We start from the raw sequence: 17,344 nt of genomic DNA, 5'->3' as shown, positions 1-17,344 counted from the left end.
AAATAGTTTTAGTTCGGTAAAAGGATATTAAAAAATATGGAAGTACAAGTGCTACCATCGGTTTCCGTTATAATCACGACTCACAATCGCCCTGACTACCTAAAGGAGTCCCTCGCTGCAGTATTAAAACAAACTGTAATGCCAAAAGAAGTGTTCGTTATTGATGATGGCTCTTCAGTAAGCTATGAAGAAGTATTATCTCTCTTTCCAAGAGATCAATTCACTTACGTTAAAGTTCCAGTTGCATCAGGTGCCAATGCAGCGCGTAACTTAGGTATATCTAAGTCGACATCAGATATTATTGCGTTCTTAGATGATGATGACGTATGGGACAATGATTATTTAGAACAGCACATTGCAGAGCACCAACATGCAGATGCAGTGACTTGCGGTTATCGATTTCTTGAAACACCAGATAAAATTCACATTAACGAAACTGAAATTATCACCACCGATGTAATCAAAAAAGGTAATAAGTTCTGCGGAATGAGTGGTGTTACGTGCAAAGCATCATTAGCTAAAAAGCTGATGTTTGATGAAGAACTAAAGAATAGCCAAGATTGGGACTTCTTCGTTCGTATCACGTTAGAAGATGCTGTTTTCAAAAATATCCCTAAAGATATTTATTTCTATCGCAGAGGTCACGTTAGCATTTCTACCGAAGTGGCCAATATGCCATTAGAAAAAGTATTCCCTAGGCTTAAGGCATTTAAAAAACACAAGGCACTATTAGGCAAAGAAGCTTATAACAACCGTGTTGCTAACCAAATCCTTAGTCAAATTGGCAAGAAGAATAACAAGTTAGGCTGGATTGGTTTGTCTGTTCGTGAAGCTGGGTTAGTGGCCACGGCAAAAGTTATATTAGGAAAAGACAGGCTTCGTCGGAAGTTCGGCAAGTAGCTAGAATAATTTGAACTACCGTGTGCGCTGTTGACAAATTTAACAGCGCACTTTTTATAACAGAACAGAGGCGTTATAAAGTGTTTATTACCTCTGCATAGCGCTCGGCCACGCTCTCCCAACTAAAATCAGCTGCCTGTTCTATCGGCGCATTTGCCCAGTCGGTTGATAAGGTAGTGGCTATAGCGGCAGCGTACTCTTCAATATTTTCAACATCACAAACCACCCCAGCTTTACCTACTAGTGTTCTGCGCATGGAATCGTCTGTAGCCACAACAGGCAACCCGCTTGCCATTGCTTCTAGGTATACTCGCCCAAAAGGCTCGTCTTCAGATGGTAGTGTAAATGCATCAACTGAACGATAAACATTGGGAATATCAGCGAAATCGACTTTAACAATTTTAAAGCGTTGTGCGCCTAACTTTTGAGTACAAAGATCTTTAAAGTACTGTACATCCGGGCCATCACCACAGATAAGTAACGAGACATCGGTTAACTGGCTTACTGCCTCAATAGCCAAATGTATACGCTTGTGATTTTGCCTATTTAACGCACCAACAGTTAATAACACTTTGCCCTGTAAACCATGCTCATATTTCTCGCCTTGTGGGCTGAATTTAGCTAAGTTTACACCGTTAGGGATAATCTCTACCCGTTGTTCTGGCGCTATAGAATGAACATACTCTTTGGTTTCTTGGTTGAACACAACCAAACAGTCGGGCTTAAATTTCAAATTGCGACGTAATACTTTACCGTTCGATACCATCCCTGCCCTTTCGGTATAAAGAATAGGCGTTTTAAATAGCTTTCTAATTACTGCTGCTACTGCCAAGCCCCCATAATCGTTATTGGGGTAAATGACATCACATCGCTTAAACATTAAATATGGCGTGTAAGTGAGAAAGCTAGTTAGCGACTCGATAAGCAAAGATGGATTAGAAACAAAGCGCGTTAGCAACCAGTTAATGGATTTATTACGCTGTGCTTTTTTCACTTTCCCTCTGGGAATACAGGGGATAACAACACTATGTTCACTACATTTGGATGAGCTTAAAAGCTTTATGTCAAAAAATGTGGCAAGATGTTCCGCCATTTCATACGCACTGAGTTGAGATCCGCCGCTTGATGAAAACCCTGCCTCAGGGTGAATAACGGCTACTTTTTTCTTCATAAAATTTCCATTTTAGTGCATAGAAGCAATTGCTTTGTCCGGTATACAAGTGAGTATACCAGATTGAATTAAAAGAATGTTCTCGTAATAGGTGTGAATCGAACAATCATTAATTAGCTTATTTAACTACTTTATGTGAAGCAATTTAGATTCCGTTTTTTCCAAAACTCAAAAGAACCTGAACAAAGCTGGCTGTTTTACCAGCAGAAGCAAACTAATATTGTAAAGATCCCAGCCACCGCCTTGCTACGTACCAACGTTAGCACTACCCTTTTAATACAGCCCTAGTTTTCCTTTCATGCTTTTCAATCTATAGAGATATACCATGCACTCTGCTAACTCAAAGCCATCTATTTTTCGCTTCGCTTTTATTGGTTTACTGCCGTTTCTAATGCTTTCTTGTGCCACAGTGAACAAGAATGATAAAGGTTATACAAAGAGCGGCCAACCCGGTGATATCTTATATAACTATGTTCACGCGAATATTAGTGATAATAATACCGTAAATTCATTACTAGCTAATTACAAAGGCCCGAAACGCCTATCAACCGTTGTAGAGAAGTACGAAGTCGAGATAGCCCAGTTGTATAAGCAAAAAGTATTATCACGAAAGCCATCACTTAGTGAAGATGCAAAGAAAAGGCTGTTTGCCAATATAACCTCTAACCAAGCCTCTGCACTGTTCGCTTTATATCCTATTGATACAGCAAAGTGGATGAAAATAATTTCAACATACTCGGGTTTAAGCAAAAACGATATTTACGAGTCAGCAATAACAGCAGGGTTAGACCCTTCAATAGTTTTTGCTGCTTCGGCTTCTGGCTTTGAAGATACTGCTACCCCACTTATTAACTCGATAGGGTTAGTTATTTACGGCCAAGATGAAGAAAGTACTGCCACCGTCAAGTTTAGAGCCGAAGATGATACTTATTGGCGTGAAGGGTTAGACCTAGCATGGGAGCCAATTTACGGGTCGTTCGCTGGAAGTATAGTGTATCTAGAAGCAAACACTACGTACCATATAGAAGTGACAATTACAGATGCTTATGGCGACATAGTTAAACATTCCTTTCAAACAACAACAAAACCTAATACGCCCCCTATCGACCCAAACAAAGTTTATTACCTTTCTGAAATTTACTCTGGCGGTCAATTGGACTTGGAGGCGCTCAATATTCAAGGTAGCGCAGATGGCTACGCGAAAATTATAGGCGACGGCCCCGTTATTGAAGCTGGCAGCGATGTACTCGCTGCTGTGAATATCGGTAACAACTCATACGTAATGCTAGAAAACCTTACGGTTAAAGGCGGTCAGCGTTACGGGATATTTGCAAAAAAAGCACACCATATCTGGATTAAAGGATGCAATGTATCTGAGTATGGTAGAGAAGCGGTAGATGTAAGGGATGGTATTGCCTACTCAAGCACCACTAATAACTCCCCTATTAATTACGATTCCGGTATTTACCTAGAACGAAGTGGTATAGCAGTAATTGAAGAGTGTGAGGTCCATAGCCCTAACTTAGGTGCGAATAGCTGGGCAGTCGGTCACCCTAAAGGTGCAAATGCGCTTCAAGTTTGGGCATACCACGACAGTGATGCCTACAGAGGTGAATTCATTATTAGAAACAATCGCTTTTATGGAGCACCGAACCATAGGTTCAACGACGTTATTGAGGGCAGAAAAAATTTTGAAAGACGTGGTGGTTTCGTTAAGAACTCAGCTATCTATGGCAACTACCTAGCCTATGCAAATGATGACTTAATAGAAATAGATGGCGGCCAACAAAATGTGTTGGTGTACGACAACGAAATGGAGCAAGGCTATGCTGGTATTAGCATAGCGCCGAATACGTTAGGCCCTAGCTATATATTTCACAACTACATACACAATTTAGGCGATGAAACAGGTAAAGAATGGACTGCAATAAAGGCGGGTGGTTTAATTTCTAGGCCAGCAGGTAAAACTTTTGTATTCGAAAATGTGATTGATGTGGAACGTAACGGTATTGCAGCATCCAGAGTTGATAACGACACTACGTTTTGGGTTACGACCCAGAACAATATAATATTTACTGAAAAAACTGGTTATTCTGTTGGGCATTGTATCTTCGATAAAGAGAAGTATTCAGGTAGCACTAGCACTAACGACCTTTGTTTCAACGAAAGAACAGGTGACGCAAGATATGAATTTAATTTAGATAACGTTATTGAACACCCCTACTCTGATGACTTTTCATACATCGAATCGCTGCAAAGCTCATCTGAACCTACGCTATATGTACCCGAAGAATTTAAAATCCCTAACTTTTCCTGGGAAGTAAACTTACAAGCCGTTATAGAACAGTCGCCAACAGTATGGGAATTTAAAGCAAGCGAAATTGAGCATACCGGCTTTCCTAAGCAGTATCGCTACGGGACTACTACAATTACAGACGACAATACAGTTACTTTAACCGGCAACAACTGGCAAATGTTTCCAATTGGCTACACTTTAAGTGAAGACTCTGTATTAGAACTAGAACTTGAAGTAGAAGGTAGCCCCGAGATAGTTGGAATTGGCTTTGAAACGGATACTAAATTAAATAGTTCTAGAGTAGTTAAGTTTTACGGAAAACAAGCGTGGGGAATCAGAGGTGAAGACTCTTTTACCCCTGACGTCAGTACTATCTCTTTTCCTATTGGGCAATATGTAAAAGGTGAAGTGAATTATTTGATACTTTTACTTGATAACGACGATATTGGAAAGTTGCGAAATAGGGATAGGGCCGTATTTAGAAAAATAAACGTAACCAATTAATTTAATAAATATTTTTTATAAAATTAATAAATGCTTTAAGACAATACATGACCTTTGAGAGTGTTATCCTGATCTAGGCAGACAGTTGCTAGGCTAGCGCCCGCAGCTTACCTTTTACGTTATGCACCGCTTTGTGAGGTTTCATATCTAGTGCTAGGTACTATTTCATTCCATTGTAAATCTTCATCGATTCGGCAGCATAAACCGCCTCGTTCCAACACTGACTTACGCTTAAAAGTACAGATATCTATGCGATATGGCTACCGCATAATTGCTGGAAATGCCTTTAGCTCGAAATTATGGAAAAGAAGCAAGGCCCAAATTGGGAGACCAACATGATAGAATTTAAAGTCAACGACCAGAAAAGTATAGATCCGATAAAACATCTGTTTAATCAAGAGGTGTTTAACTGCAAGGTACGAACATCTGTTGTGTTAATCTCACGCTGATATTCAGAACCGCGACAAAAAAGCTACTGAAGCAAATGAAGACCCTTACTCAACCTGACCAAGCTTCGTAATATCAAAGTAAACAATACCAACTATCTGAAAGAGCACGGGCTGCTTAGGCAATGCCTTTTAAGAGAATTTCTCGGCATATTAAAAACTGAGATGTACCACAATGAAACATTCAAAGACGCGAATGAACTCATTGCAAACGCACAATAATACAGAAACTATTGCAATAATGAACGTATTGAATTAAAAATAAAAGACCTGATTTTGATACAATATCAAAATCAGGCCCTGGTTAGTACTGAGAAGTGAACCCAATTTTACAGGTCATCTCATTAGCTCGATCTTTTTAAAGATTTTACTTAAATTTTCTTCTAAGAGCGCCTATCATTAACAATGCTAAGCCAGCAAAACCCAAATGGCTAGGCTCTGAAACCGAGGTTACAGAAGAAGTTTGACATACAAGGATATTATCGCAAATTTCAACATTGGTAAAAGACGCGAAAGACCCTGACTGCTGAGCATCATTATCTAAGATGAATATAAGTCTATTAAAAGAACCTGTAACGTAGTCACCAATGTTAATTGAAAAACTTACAACACCATCACCACTTTCATAGTCAGAAAAAAGGTTCGCGGTTACTAGCTCAGACGCTTGCGTTCCGCCGATAAACCCAAAGTTTTCAGACTGACCCGCTGCGTAATTTTCATCATTATCGAAACCGATACCGTAAAGCTCAGCATTTAAACCTGTAGCTTCAAAGGTGAAGTTCAAAATAGAATCTGAAGTGAGAACAGAATTATAAAAAATATCTACCCACAAGTTGCCCGCTAAAGATAATGTAAAGCCGCCATCTTCAACTGTTGAAGAGCCGCTACGAGCTTGTGTAGCGTATCCCGATATCGCGTAATCATTAAAATTTATAATTGAAGCATTTGCAAAACTGCCGAATGCAAGAAGCGCTGATATAAAGGCGCCTTTAAATAATGTTTTCATTGTACTTCCTTTGACTAAAACTATGGGTCAATTACTAACTCTTACCAAGCAAAATAAATACCAACTTTATTTTCCAATAATTTCATAAAGTTAAAATAATTTTTTTTAAAATTGTAAAATAATCAGACACACCACAACTTATTTCAATGAACTTAAGATCATATTTCTTGCTCTTTCCTTTTCCTTTTCAACAGCAATAGCCACTTCTTGTCGAATCGTGTCTACATTACCGAGAGTAGTTCTGACTTTCTCTATCAAAACTCCATCTATCAGCATGGAAATAGGAACTCCAAAATGCGGCAAGCCCAATTGGTTCATAATTCCCTCAGACTTATGTTCATAGTTAAGAGCAAAAGCTGGAGTTCCAAAGTTCATAGAGATAATTGCACTGTGTAGGCGTGTACCAATAGTCAATGTACATTTACCTATTAAAGTACCTAGTTCAACATCGTTAAGCTCATCCATTACAATTTTAAACATTTCTTGGTTTTTAATTAGCTTACCGACTTTAAATGCCACCATTCTGTCATCTTTTTGATAGCCTTCGATTCCAGTGCAAGTAGAACAAGCTAATATTTGATATCCATCTTCAATCAAAGAATTGCAAAGTGTAGCGAAGCTTCTCTCGTACTCTTCTTGAGTAACACCTAGTCGCTTATCAAATGGTTTCAGTTCTCTCAGGGTTATCGCCACAGTTTTGCTACGTTCAACAAACTCAATTAACGATTTATTTTCTATCTCTACTACATCATTTTTAACGAGCCACGCTGTATCGGCACCTTCTACATAGCATGCTGGTAATTCAAATTTTTCTTCCAACAGCGCTTTACTTACCGACTCACGTAGTCCGAGCACTTTTGCTCGACTAAATACAAGCTCAGATACTTCACAAAACTTGTCATTCTCAAACGGTCCAACTGAATGACCTAAAATAAGAAGAGGAACCTTAGCTGCCAGAGCGCATAACGCATGATGGAATTGACCGACTCCGTATAAATCAACGAAGAAAGAGCCCCCAACCTGAATTACATAATCAAAATTTTGAAGCTCCGTGATGTACTCTTTAAACTTGGTAGGCAGACTGTTGTGCATATTCCCCGAACGCGCAGAAGAAATCAGTATTTCTAATAATATAGGCTTATGAATCCTATTTTTAATTTTAGACTTCAGCCCCCCGCTATAAGGCTGATACTTGTAAAGCCAGTCACTTCTGAACGGACGAGACAACAGTATCTCTGAACTAGTTGGAAAGCGCGACATTAATTCCAATTCAATGTTTGGTATTTGCTGCTCTAGCTCCTCAACGAGGCCTCTGATAATTGCACCATCGCCTCTATTGCCACATGTGTGATTGCCTATAATTAGTACTTTCATACGATTTAAAATCCGTTCTATTTTGTTATTAGCGATAGTAATTGTTTGCTTAACGTCGCTGCATTAAATTCATTGTCAACTTTTGCACGCGCATTTTCCCTTACAAGAGAAAGTGTCGGGTTCTTTATTATTTCCTTCATCTTTTCCTGAATCGCTAAAGCATCACGTTCTGGAACCAGAAAACCTGAAACACCATCGTCAATAAGTTCAGGAATACCACTATGAATTGTAGACAGCACGATCACTCCACTAGCCATGGCTTCCATTAATGACACTGGAATACCCTCTTTATCACCCATGCTATCTTGAACTGAAGGCAGCAAAAATAAATCGGTTTTTTTCAATTCAGATGAAACTCGTTCAGGAGGGCAGGCACCCAGAAAAGTTATGCGACTTTTATTAGAATGTTGTTCAACCATTACTCTGAGACTTGGCAATAATTTACCGTCTCCTATCAAAGTTAGATGAACATCCAGTTCTGAATTTAATATTGCATCAATAGCGTATTTGAGCCCTTTCTTTTCGGTCGCTCGCGCAACTGAAAGCACCTGAAGTGGTGAGGACAGTTCCTTATCACTAAAAGAAAAAGTATCTACATCTACTCCCATATGGACGACTTCTATGCTCGACTTATTAGCTCCAAAACTAACTAAAGATTCAGCCCAATGCTCGCTAATAGGTAGTAACTTTCCGCCTAACTTTCCGTATTCTTCTTCCCATAGTTTCAACTGGTCATATCGACTAATTTCATAACCATGAAAAACTGTAAATAAATTTTCGCAGTCGATGAGCTTAGCTTTTCGAAAATAATCTAGTACTACACCATTACTTCCAAAGTGCGCTATGCAATTTTCCATAACAATATTCTTGTTCCGTAAATGCCAAGCTAAACATAGTAAGTCTTTTGCCGAGAAAAAATTTTTCTTTCTTGCCAGCCTGCTCGCTAGCCCTATAATCGGCCAACGCCGCTTAGCACAGGCACAAAACAATGCCCCCAGAAGCATAACAATCCACGATTTTTTCGAGTGTGGCTCCGGTAAAATTGATGTTACTTTTTCATTCACATCCTTTCCAAATATGGAACTTAAAACCGAAGAAGTATCGTTAATTGGGTTAACTGCCAAAACATGTACGTCTAACCCTTCGTCTTTAAGATCTTTTACTTGGTTAAGCACAAACGTTTGCGATAATACGGGGAAGGTCCGTACAAAAAAGTAAACTTTTTTGGAAATCGACATTTAAAATCCTTTTACTCTTATAAGAGAGCTTTTTAACTCTTTGAAGAAAACTAACAACATAGCGGCCACAGCAAATGTGAGTAACGCCACGACAACTTCTTTTACCAAGAATATTTCAGGTATTAGCGGCAAAATAGAATACTTCAATATGCTTAGCGGGGCTGCCAGAGAGAGCACAACGATAACCATGTTTCTGAGAGAAAATGAAAAACTTACTTTAGTAATAAATAATATGAAGTAATAATTAACGATAGGAAACAGTATAAGCTGGAACACAGTCATTGCTAAAACCAATGAGACAACCCCATACTGTGAGGACGCATAAATAACTAGAGTGTTGGGTAAAATTAGAATCACGTTCCAAAGGAAATTTCTCTTAGTATAACCAGTAGCTTGAACCAGCGGCCCGACTAAATTAGAACTAGCTACACGAACGAACCAAAATACCGCAAGTATTGATAATACCCAGCTGTGTTGTACGAAATCGGGACCGAAGAACAGCTCAGTTACTAAATCTGATGTAATTATCACAGGTATGTAGATAATCGCTAATACAAACAGCTGTAGTATAAAAAAGTCTTTATAGACTCTAGCGAATCGCGTTTGGTCTTCTTTTACTTCCGCGAAGGCTGGTAACGCGACTTTGCCTATAATAGGCTGTAATGCTTGCGCAGGTCTGCTAGCTAGTTGCTTTATGACGTGATATACCCCTAATTCGCTACTTGGAAGAGTTACAGCAAGAATTATAACGTCAAGTTGCCTTCTAACGATATTGAGAGCTTGTGAGCCAAAGTCAAATATTCCATAATTGAAAGCTTCGCGATAAATAGAAGTATTTACTTTAGTAGATAAGTTTACTTCTTTGCCCAAAACAATCATGAACCCAACCAGTCGAACTAGCTGATAAATGACAATAGCTCCCACCAGGCATAGTAAGTCTAAATGACTAAAGCTAATTGCAAAAATAAAGGATAGAATTTTCGCGATAATATCTACTTGTGCAACACGCTGGTGATGAAAATTCTTCATTCCGACAGCTTGATATTGCGAAGCGAGAGAAGAAATCACCAATAAAACTGTTGCTAACCTAAGCTCTTGTACTATGCTTTCATAACCAAGCGCAGTTGCTAAAAAAGGGGTTAATAAAAATAAGACTAAGGTGAAGATTCCGCCTATCCCGAGAGCAAGAAAATATATAGCATTACTCGTAGGCTGGTCGGCATTCTTTTTGTATACTAGAAAGTTTGAGATTCCTCCCAAAGCGAAAGCAACAAATACCTCTATCACCATATTAACAACGGCAAACTGGCCAAATACTGACGGTGTAATAATACGCACGAGTACAGCGAGTTGCGCCATTGTTAAAAGTAGATTAACTACTGTAGCTAAGGTTGTCCATGAAGTGGCACTTACTAATCTACTCAATGTAAATTTTCCCTTATTAGATTCTTTGGTTTTAGAAAAAGGTGAAGTCTTATTAAATCTTAGCGCTGCAGTGTTAGCTAAATACATTCCGAAATATGCAATTCTTTAAGAACAATGCTTTCTATGAAAAAAGCCTTTCTACTGTTCGTAATATAGCTTTGCGACCTCACTGCATTGCTGCCAATTTCTTTTCTGACAAAAACATCTTAGACAGCCTGACTTTTTCATGGCTTCATGTCTGACGTCTTAGCGCAAGGTGATAGATTCTTACAAGCCACAAATAAATCACTTTTATTGAAAGAAGTTTCTAAGTACAAATTGCTTCAATAGCCATTTAGGTCATTACCATGAACCTATTCTTTATCTTCTTGCGATTCGTCTTACGATAGAGGTAGTTGTTTCAGCAATGTTTTCCCAATCAAATCGAGATAAGAAACTTTGCTGGTCTAGTTTTAAATCTAAACTTGCTAACTTACCAAGTTTAGTCGAAAGCTCTTCAATATCCCCAACACGAAAATAGCTATCTCTTTTAGCCTCTATATCTTTATTAGGGAATATGTCGCTCAATAAAACTGGCGTTCCTGCACTAATTGCTTCCAACGCTACAATAGGAAGCCCCTCATGATACGAAGGTAAAACAAATACTTTTGCGTATTTGAACAAGGCATGCAATTCATTTCCGCTTCGACGGCCTGCGAATATCACTTTTTCAGCTCTATTGTTTAACAACGTTGATGCATATTCGTCAACGTGATCCGCATCACCGACAATTACTAAAGGTTCCGCTATTCCTGATTTTTTGTAAGCTTGTACAAGATCATGAAACCCTTTTTCAGGCACTAATCTACCCACTGCGAGTACATAGTTATGCGGTTGCAACCCAAGATCTACTGGAAGAAAAGAGTCTGAAACATCCTCGGCAAACTTCGGTAGCATTCCATTGGGAACGTATTGGAGTTTATTTGAGTCATGCGGGAAACGTATTTTCAGCTGTTCTGTTAAGGTCTTCCCCACAACTAAAACTGCGTTCCCATAATTTATACCCATTTTTTCGCCAAACTTTAGTACCTTTTTGGCGAATGGACTCCACTTTTGCCTGTCGTAGTCTGCCCCATGGTGCGTAACCATGACCTTCATACCAAGCAACCGTGCTAATGGAGTGAATAGTGCCGGTCCTATAGCATGCAAATGCACAATATCTGGTTTTACAAAAAGTCTGGCGTAAATAATAGCGATGAAGGTGTGTAAGAAGGTTTCTAGCAATTTGTGCCTTAGCGCCCAAACACTAATAACTTCTACACCCTCATATTCATATCGCTTCTGACTTACATAAGGCGAGCGCGCTAAAACCGTGACCCTAGCTCCTTGCCTTACCATTTTCGGGTAAAGCTGTTGGCAATGAGACTCTATCCCTCCCATAACATCTGGGATACCGCGTAGACCTATTGCGCATATCTTCATAAAACTAATCCGTTGTAGTTAATGTTGCTAACTGGTTTCTAAAACTATACCGCGCTTTGGCAGGGGCAGTATTGCCTAAAGAAACGCCTATCAAAATTGCGAAGAATATTAGCCCTTCTATATTCCATAGTGGCATTGTTGCTAAATTCATTGTTAGAAAGCCAATCAAAGAGAGTGGCAGGATTTTTGACAAGCGTTTGTCTTTTACGCCAGCGGTGATAATTAAAGAATACGAGCATAGGAAAAGAAACGAGAACAGCCCTATGTATCCGTATTCATAAAAGTAAGAAACATACGTGTTATGTGCATAATGCTTAAAAACGCCGTTCCACGCCTCTGGTCCATAACCAACTAATTGTTGAAGCAAGTCTGAATTTGTTAGCGCATCTATATATTGGCTCCACAAATATACTCTTGAAGACATAATGTCTTTCTCAGCTTCAGTAAAATAGGCAGGCGCTTTAAATATTAGGTCTAAGTTCGACGCTAACATTCCGACGTCGGCAAACCTTTCTCTCATCGTAAAAGAAAGTGCCACGAAAACAAAAATAAGGAACATTGAAACCACTGTTAAAACAGGGGCTTTTTGGGAAGGCTTCAAACGTTGCTCTACTAACGAGTAATAGAAGATTGCAGCAATAGGTAAAATTGTTAACACTGCAGTTCTGTAATTAACGAGTATGAGTAGGAAAACCGCTATCGTAAAAAGTGTGGTTCGAAACCTAATAGCGTTTCTTTCTGTTAACCCTAGTACAAAGATGAAGCTAACTATTATCATAGAAAAAGCTGCTTCGTGGTTGTACCCGCCAATATAGCTTGCCGAGCCATCGTTCTCTGTCGCTTTCACTTCGCCAAGCACTATAGACAGCACTTGCATTGCTACAGGCATAAAAAAGCACACCAATAGCTTTTTAAAGGTAACACTGTGACCTTGAGCCCTTACAGATAAAAATATAGCCCCAGTTAACACCAAGAAATAGCACCATTTAACTAGGACATTTATGGTGCCTGGAATCAACATGTTAACAAAGCCACTTATTGCAATGGCAAGAAACAGAAAGTAGAAAGGGAGTAGTTTACGTAAGGTAAATACTGCAAACGGTAAAAAGAAAAGCCCAAGCCCTGCAACCGATATACTTGAAAGCGCATTTATTGAAAAACCCGCAACCAACGAAGGATAAGTAATAGTATGAAACGCTGACAAAAAGAAGCGCAACCATATAGCGCAAATAGCAAACGCTAAATATTTATTGCAGTTCCCTGTTATGGTGCGATACACCATAATGAAGCTTATTAGGCCAACAACTACCTTTAACCCTTCGAACATGTTTATTTACAAACCTTTTCAATAATGGTTATTACTTTTTCTTGAAAGGCATTGTAAGAAAATTGCTGTGCACAGCTTTTGCTCTTTGCAGCGTAAGATACCCGAACGGTTTCATCACTGAACGAGTTTAACGCACTTGCAACACCTTCAGCGTTATTTAACTCACACAGAATACCGTTTTTTTCCTCACTAGCGCCAGTTACGCTGTAAGGATATTGCTCGGCAATAATTTCCGCAGGGCCCGACTCACAGTTTGTTGCTATTACTGCTTTTTCTAAACACATAGCTTCAACAATGGCGTTAGGGAACCCTTCAGCATTCGATGTACTTACAAAGTATTCGGCATTGCTTAAATAAGGGTATGGGTTTGCTTTAAAGCCAAGAAACTGAACCTTGCTATCAATTGCTAGTTCTTTGGCTTGCGCTTTAAGGTTGGCTTCTTCATCGCCCACGCCCAGAATTACCAAGTTTTCGGCTATATTAGCTTTGGCATAGGCCTTAAGCAGTAAAGAGAAGTTTTTATTTTTAACTAAGCGCCCTACTCCAATTACATAGGGCTTAGGGGGTAAGTCTGAAACACTCTCTGATGCCTGAACTTGAAGCTGCTCAATATCGTAAGGGTTATACAGTACCGAGATTTTATCGCTAGATACTGCATAGTTCTCGATAAGGTCGGCTTTTACGCCTTCAGATACAGCTACAACGCTGTCTGCTTTGTTGTAGAGCAGCCGAACAAGTAAGCGACTTACGCCATCTTTCATACCGCCTGATAGGTGGCTTGTAGTATTAACTCGCTCGCTAATTATAGCTTTAAACTTTAAGCGCTTAGCTAACGTAACGTTCAAGAAGTTACTTCGCGTTAAGAAGCTAAAACAATACTCTGGGTTTAGTTTTGCTAAAACGGGCTTAAGCTGTTGATAGCCTGAAACTAAACTGCCCTGGGAATTAAGCACTATTTTGTTTACGTAGTCGGGGCACACTTGAGATTCGGGCAAGTCGTCGAGAAGAATAAGATGTACTGGAATGTTTTTAGCAACGAAATAAGATTGCATTATGGTTAATAGCTTAACCATTACTCGTTCAGCGCCACCACCTTCAAGTGAATTAATGATAAACACCGCTGGACGCGCTGAGTACTTCATGAAAGTTCCTTTTCGTTGTAAATTTACTACATAACTAAGCGATGATACCAGATGGCGTGTAATTTAATAACCCGAACAACCTGCACATCTGCTCAAAACCTTTAATTAAACATGATTTATGCCAAATAGATCAATTTCAGATTAAAATTCTTTCAGTAATTTAAAAACCTTTTAAGTTACCATCAATTTTGCCATCATTAACTCATCATTAGGTAAGCGATACTACCGCGTAGTAGTGAAACATTTTTTACACTTGCCTTAATCTTTTGCATAAAGTACCAACAGTTTGCACCAAAAAGAACGTTTATGGTCATCTATAAAAGGCTTTACAGTAATGCGCAGTGCATCTAGCACTTTACGCGCACTTCTTGTTGTGAGCTGTACTTTATTGGCTATTACCTCGCCCATTGCTCAACAAAAAACAGTGTTTACAGAGCAAGTTTATGCGCGCATCAATTCAATTTACGGCACTGAAGCTAGTGAGAACGTAGCCAAATGGCGACAATTAGTAACTGAGTTACAGAGCGAAGACGTAGACGAAAAACTTTACGAAATAAACCGCTTTTTTAACCGTTTTGATTTTGTTGACGATCTTGTTCATTGGCAACAAAAAGACTACTGGGCAACGCCAATAGAGTTCATTTCCACCGGTGCTGGCGATTGTGAAGATTACACCATAGCGAAATACTTCTCTTTAATTGAACTTGGCATTTCTGAAGATCAATTGCGATTGATGTATGTTACTGCATTGGAATTGCGTCAACCCCACATGGTTTTAGCGTATTATGAAACCCCTACTTCTGTCCCGCTTGTTTTAGATAATATAAACAGGCGTATTTTGCCTGCTAACAAAAGAAGAGATTTGTCGCCCATTTATAGTTTTAACGGTAACGGACTGTGGGCCGCGAAAGCAATGGGCACTGGCCGGAAATTAAGAGGCAGTGGCCCAATGAAAATGTGGGACGATATGGTAGAGCGGCTAGACCGCGTAATGTACGGAGATAAAGAAGAATAATGAGACTATCTACCCAATTAAGTACAAGCTTACTCGTTTTTTTAATATTGGTTTTCGCCGGTTCCTTCGTGATTAATGTAAAGCTAACCAGAGAATACGTAAACGAGCAGCTTGCCACACACGCGCAAGATACCGCGACTTCGTTGGGGCTATCTATCACTCCATACTTAAGTGAAGACAATGGCATTGCGGTAGCCGAGACCATGGTAAACGCTATTTTCGATAGAGGTTTCTACCAATACATAACCATTACCGATATGGAAGGTAACTTACTGATTGAAAAGCGCAACCCAACTACCGTTGATACCGTACCTTCTTGGTTTACTGATATTGTAGAAATTACGCCACCTGTTGAAAAAACCGAATTAAACGATGGTTGGACAATGGCTGGAGAACTCGCCGTACAAAGCCACCCAAGGCTAGCCAATGAAACTTTATGGGAAAGTGTTAAGCAAAGTGCATTTATGTTTTTTGCAGCCTTCGTTTTTGCCTACATTGCGTTGCTTTTCATTATTACTGCCATCACAAAACCGCTTCGTATTGTCGTAAACAAAATTGAAGATATACAAAACCAAAAGTTTTCTCACATAAACTACAAGCCTTTTACCAAAGAACTTTCTTTTATAACCCAGGCGGTAAACCGGCTTTCTTCATCTGTTGAGGCCATGTTTAAAGAACTCACCCAAAAAGCAGAGCAGTATAGAATTCAAGCTTATGAAGATAGCCTTACCGGAACGCAAAACAGAAGTGCCTTTTCACGGCATATGACGGCGCTTTTAAGCAAAACAGCCACTTCAGATGAGGGTTATGTCATATTAATACGTCTTGCTCAACTTAACGCTATTAATATAACGTTAGGCGCCCAAGAAGGCGATAATTATGTCATTTCGGTAGCCAATGAACTTAAAAGTTTCACCTCCAGCATTCAAGAAACGGCGTTTTTATTTAGAGTGTCAGGAGCCGATTTTGTTTTGGTAACAGAAGCCATGACCAAGCAAGATTGCGAGGCACGTTTGCAAGAACTGAGTACTAGCCTTTCTCATTGCAATCCGATTAAAGATGGCAGTAAAGCGGTATGGATAGGCGCTGCGCAATTTAATGATGAGCAGTCTTTTTCTGAGATTATGGAAAACGCTGACAGCGCTCTTATGGCCGCGACCAAACAAGCTAACGGCTGGCAGTTCGCATCGGAACTTTCCCATATTCACAGTAATACAGCCTGGAAAGAACGCTTGAACCAAATATTAGAGCAACAATACGCCGACATTGTTATTCAGCCTGTTATGAATATTGAGAAAAACGCGCCAAGTTATTATGAAGCATTTGCGCGCTTTAAAGAAAAAAGCAGTGGTAATGCCATACCTATGTCGCAGCTTATTCCCGCCTCGGAGCGCTTAAACTTAATTCCTGAAGTGGACAAGCTGGTAGTAACCTTGGTGCTTAATAAATTGGCGCAAAATAAACGGAATGTGGCGATTAATATTGCGAATGCATCTTTAGCTAACGCTGCTTTCAGGCAATGGTTATTAACTCTGTTGAACCAAAATACAGCGCTTTGCACCCAATTGGTGTTCGAGTTAGAAGACTCTGCGTTAATCCACCACAAGGACGATGCAATATCGTTTTGCAAATCGTTAGTAAATTTGGGCTGTAAGATAACGATTGAGCATTTTGGAGACAATCTTGCATCGTTAGCTGGGTTGAGGGCTATACAGCCTCATTTTGTAAAAATTTCCGGCAAACTAACAAAAGATATTCACGCAGACAAAGACAGTCAGCTTTTTGTGACGAGTTTATTGAGTATCGCTCGTGGATTAAATATTAACGTTATTGCCGAACTTGTTGAAAATGAAGCAGAGTCAGTTGCGTTGAGCCGATTAGATGTTGCATACCAACAAGGCTTTTATTTTGCAAAACCAGCCTTGTGGCAATATTAATTGGTGGAAGCGGAAAGTGGTACAACAAAAACGAGACCTCGCCCGTTCACTTGTTGTACAATGTTAAAGTATGGTGTTAGCAAGAAGCTAGCCCGAGGTTTT

At 39.5% G+C, this 17,344-nt stretch carries 12 protein-coding genes; 4 read left to right on the top strand and 8 right to left on the bottom strand.

The window, feature by feature from the left end; all coding sequences use genetic code 11:
• Positions 1 to 36: 36 nt before the first annotated feature.
• Entirely contained in the window at positions 37 to 900 is an 864-nt protein-coding gene (locus tag GVO62_RS00595) for a glycosyltransferase family 2 protein (RefSeq protein ID WP_201282637.1), read from the top strand.
• A 73-nt stretch (positions 901 to 973) separates the two neighbouring features.
• Here GVO62_RS00595 and GVO62_RS00590 read toward each other — a convergent pair whose 3' ends face one another.
• Positions 974 to 2,071 (bottom strand): glycosyltransferase, encoded by a 1,098-nt coding sequence (locus GVO62_RS00590; protein ID WP_159117293.1) that lies wholly within the window; start codon positions 2,069 to 2,071, stop codon positions 974 to 976.
• Between the two features lie 325 nt (positions 2,072 to 2,396).
• Between GVO62_RS00590 and GVO62_RS00585 the strand changes: the two genes are divergently transcribed.
• A complete protein-coding gene (locus GVO62_RS00585) occupies positions 2,397 to 4,871 on the top strand; it encodes a right-handed parallel beta-helix repeat-containing protein (RefSeq protein ID WP_201282636.1) in 2,475 nt (824 codons plus the stop codon).
• 813 nt (positions 4,872 to 5,684) lie between these two features.
• Here GVO62_RS00585 and GVO62_RS00580 read toward each other — a convergent pair.
• From GVO62_RS00580 to GVO62_RS00550, 7 genes are all read right to left on the bottom strand, one after another.
• The gene (locus GVO62_RS00580; RefSeq protein WP_159117292.1) at positions 5,685 to 6,323 is read right to left on the bottom strand and encodes a hypothetical protein; all 639 of its coding nucleotides are present in this window, start codon (positions 6,321 to 6,323) and stop codon (positions 5,685 to 5,687) included.
• A gap of 138 nt (positions 6,324 to 6,461) precedes the next feature.
• The gene (wcaK, locus tag GVO62_RS00575) at positions 6,462 to 7,697 is read right to left on the bottom strand and encodes a colanic acid biosynthesis pyruvyl transferase WcaK (protein WP_159117291.1); all 1,236 of its coding nucleotides are present in this window, start codon (positions 7,695 to 7,697) and stop codon (positions 6,462 to 6,464) included.
• A gap of 17 nt (positions 7,698 to 7,714) precedes the next feature.
• Positions 7,715 to 8,935 carry a glycosyltransferase gene (locus tag GVO62_RS00570; RefSeq protein ID WP_159117290.1) on the bottom strand — a complete coding sequence of 407 codons (1,221 nt, stop codon included), beginning with the start codon at positions 8,933 to 8,935 and terminating at the stop codon, positions 7,715 to 7,717.
• A complete protein-coding gene (locus GVO62_RS00565; protein WP_236547024.1) occupies positions 8,936 to 10,447 on the bottom strand; it encodes an oligosaccharide flippase family protein in 1,512 nt (503 codons plus the stop codon).
• A 273-nt stretch (positions 10,448 to 10,720) separates the two neighbouring features.
• Positions 10,721 to 11,821 (bottom strand): glycosyltransferase family 4 protein, encoded by a 1,101-nt coding sequence (locus GVO62_RS00560; protein WP_159117288.1) that lies wholly within the window; start codon positions 11,819 to 11,821, stop codon positions 10,721 to 10,723.
• Between the two features lie 4 nt (positions 11,822 to 11,825).
• Positions 11,826 to 13,148, bottom strand: a complete 1,323-nt coding sequence (locus GVO62_RS00555) for an O-antigen ligase family protein (RefSeq protein ID WP_159117287.1) — start codon at positions 13,146 to 13,148, stop codon at positions 11,826 to 11,828.
• A gap of 2 nt (positions 13,149 to 13,150) precedes the next feature.
• On the bottom strand, positions 13,151 to 14,290 hold the full coding sequence (locus GVO62_RS00550) for a glycosyltransferase (protein WP_159117286.1): 1,140 nt from the start codon (positions 14,288 to 14,290) through the stop codon (positions 13,151 to 13,153).
• 334 nt (positions 14,291 to 14,624) lie between these two features.
• Here GVO62_RS00550 and GVO62_RS00545 point away from each other — a divergent pair, with 334 nt between their 5' ends.
• Both GVO62_RS00545 and GVO62_RS00540 read left to right on the top strand, forming a co-directional pair.
• Positions 14,625 to 15,305, top strand: a complete 681-nt coding sequence (locus GVO62_RS00545) for a transglutaminase-like cysteine peptidase (RefSeq protein ID WP_236547023.1) — start codon at positions 14,625 to 14,627, stop codon at positions 15,303 to 15,305.
• The gene (locus GVO62_RS00540) at positions 15,305 to 17,242 is read left to right on the top strand and encodes a bifunctional diguanylate cyclase/phosphodiesterase (protein ID WP_159117285.1); all 1,938 of its coding nucleotides are present in this window, start codon (positions 15,305 to 15,307) and stop codon (positions 17,240 to 17,242) included. Before GVO62_RS00545 ends, GVO62_RS00540 begins: the two co-directional genes overlap by 1 nt.
• Positions 17,243 to 17,344 lie beyond the last annotated feature (102 nt).

The sequence above is a fragment of the Alteromonas sp. KUL150 genome (assembly GCF_009811475.1).
In the GTDB taxonomy this organism is placed as follows: Bacteria; Pseudomonadota; Gammaproteobacteria; order Enterobacterales; family Alteromonadaceae; genus Alteromonas; species Alteromonas gracilis.
This window is presented reverse-complemented; position numbering and strand designations above follow the sequence as displayed.

Bases quoted from the DNA above. Each gene is read 5' to 3' on its own strand.
- GVO62_RS00565 (WP_236547024.1), bottom strand. From the start codon at position 10,447: ATGTATTTAGCTAACACTGCAGCGCTAAGATTTAATAAGACTTCACCT.
- GVO62_RS00570 (WP_159117290.1), bottom strand. From the start codon at position 8,935: ATGTCGATTTCCAAAAAAGTTTACTTTTTTGTACGGACCTTCCCCGTA.
- GVO62_RS00585 (WP_201282636.1), top strand. From the start codon at position 2,397: ATGCACTCTGCTAACTCAAAGCCATCTATTTTTCGCTTCGCTTTTATT.
- GVO62_RS00545 (WP_236547023.1), top strand. From the start codon at position 14,625: ATGCGCAGTGCATCTAGCACTTTACGCGCACTTCTTGTTGTGAGCTGT.
- wcaK (WP_159117291.1), bottom strand. From the start codon at position 7,697: ATGAAAGTACTAATTATAGGCAATCACACATGTGGCAATAGAGGCGAT.
- GVO62_RS00550 (WP_159117286.1), bottom strand. From the start codon at position 14,290: ATGAAGTACTCAGCGCGTCCAGCGGTGTTTATCATTAATTCACTTGAA.
- GVO62_RS00555 (WP_159117287.1), bottom strand. From the start codon at position 13,148: ATGTTCGAAGGGTTAAAGGTAGTTGTTGGCCTAATAAGCTTCATTATG.
- GVO62_RS00540 (WP_159117285.1), top strand. From the start codon at position 15,305: ATGAGACTATCTACCCAATTAAGTACAAGCTTACTCGTTTTTTTAATA.
- GVO62_RS00580 (WP_159117292.1), bottom strand. From the start codon at position 6,323: ATGAAAACATTATTTAAAGGCGCCTTTATATCAGCGCTTCTTGCATTC.
- GVO62_RS00560 (WP_159117288.1), bottom strand. From the start codon at position 11,821: ATGAAGATATGCGCAATAGGTCTACGCGGTATCCCAGATGTTATGGGA.
- GVO62_RS00595 (WP_201282637.1), top strand. From the start codon at position 37: ATGGAAGTACAAGTGCTACCATCGGTTTCCGTTATAATCACGACTCAC.
- GVO62_RS00590 (WP_159117293.1), bottom strand. From the start codon at position 2,071: ATGAAGAAAAAAGTAGCCGTTATTCACCCTGAGGCAGGGTTTTCATCA.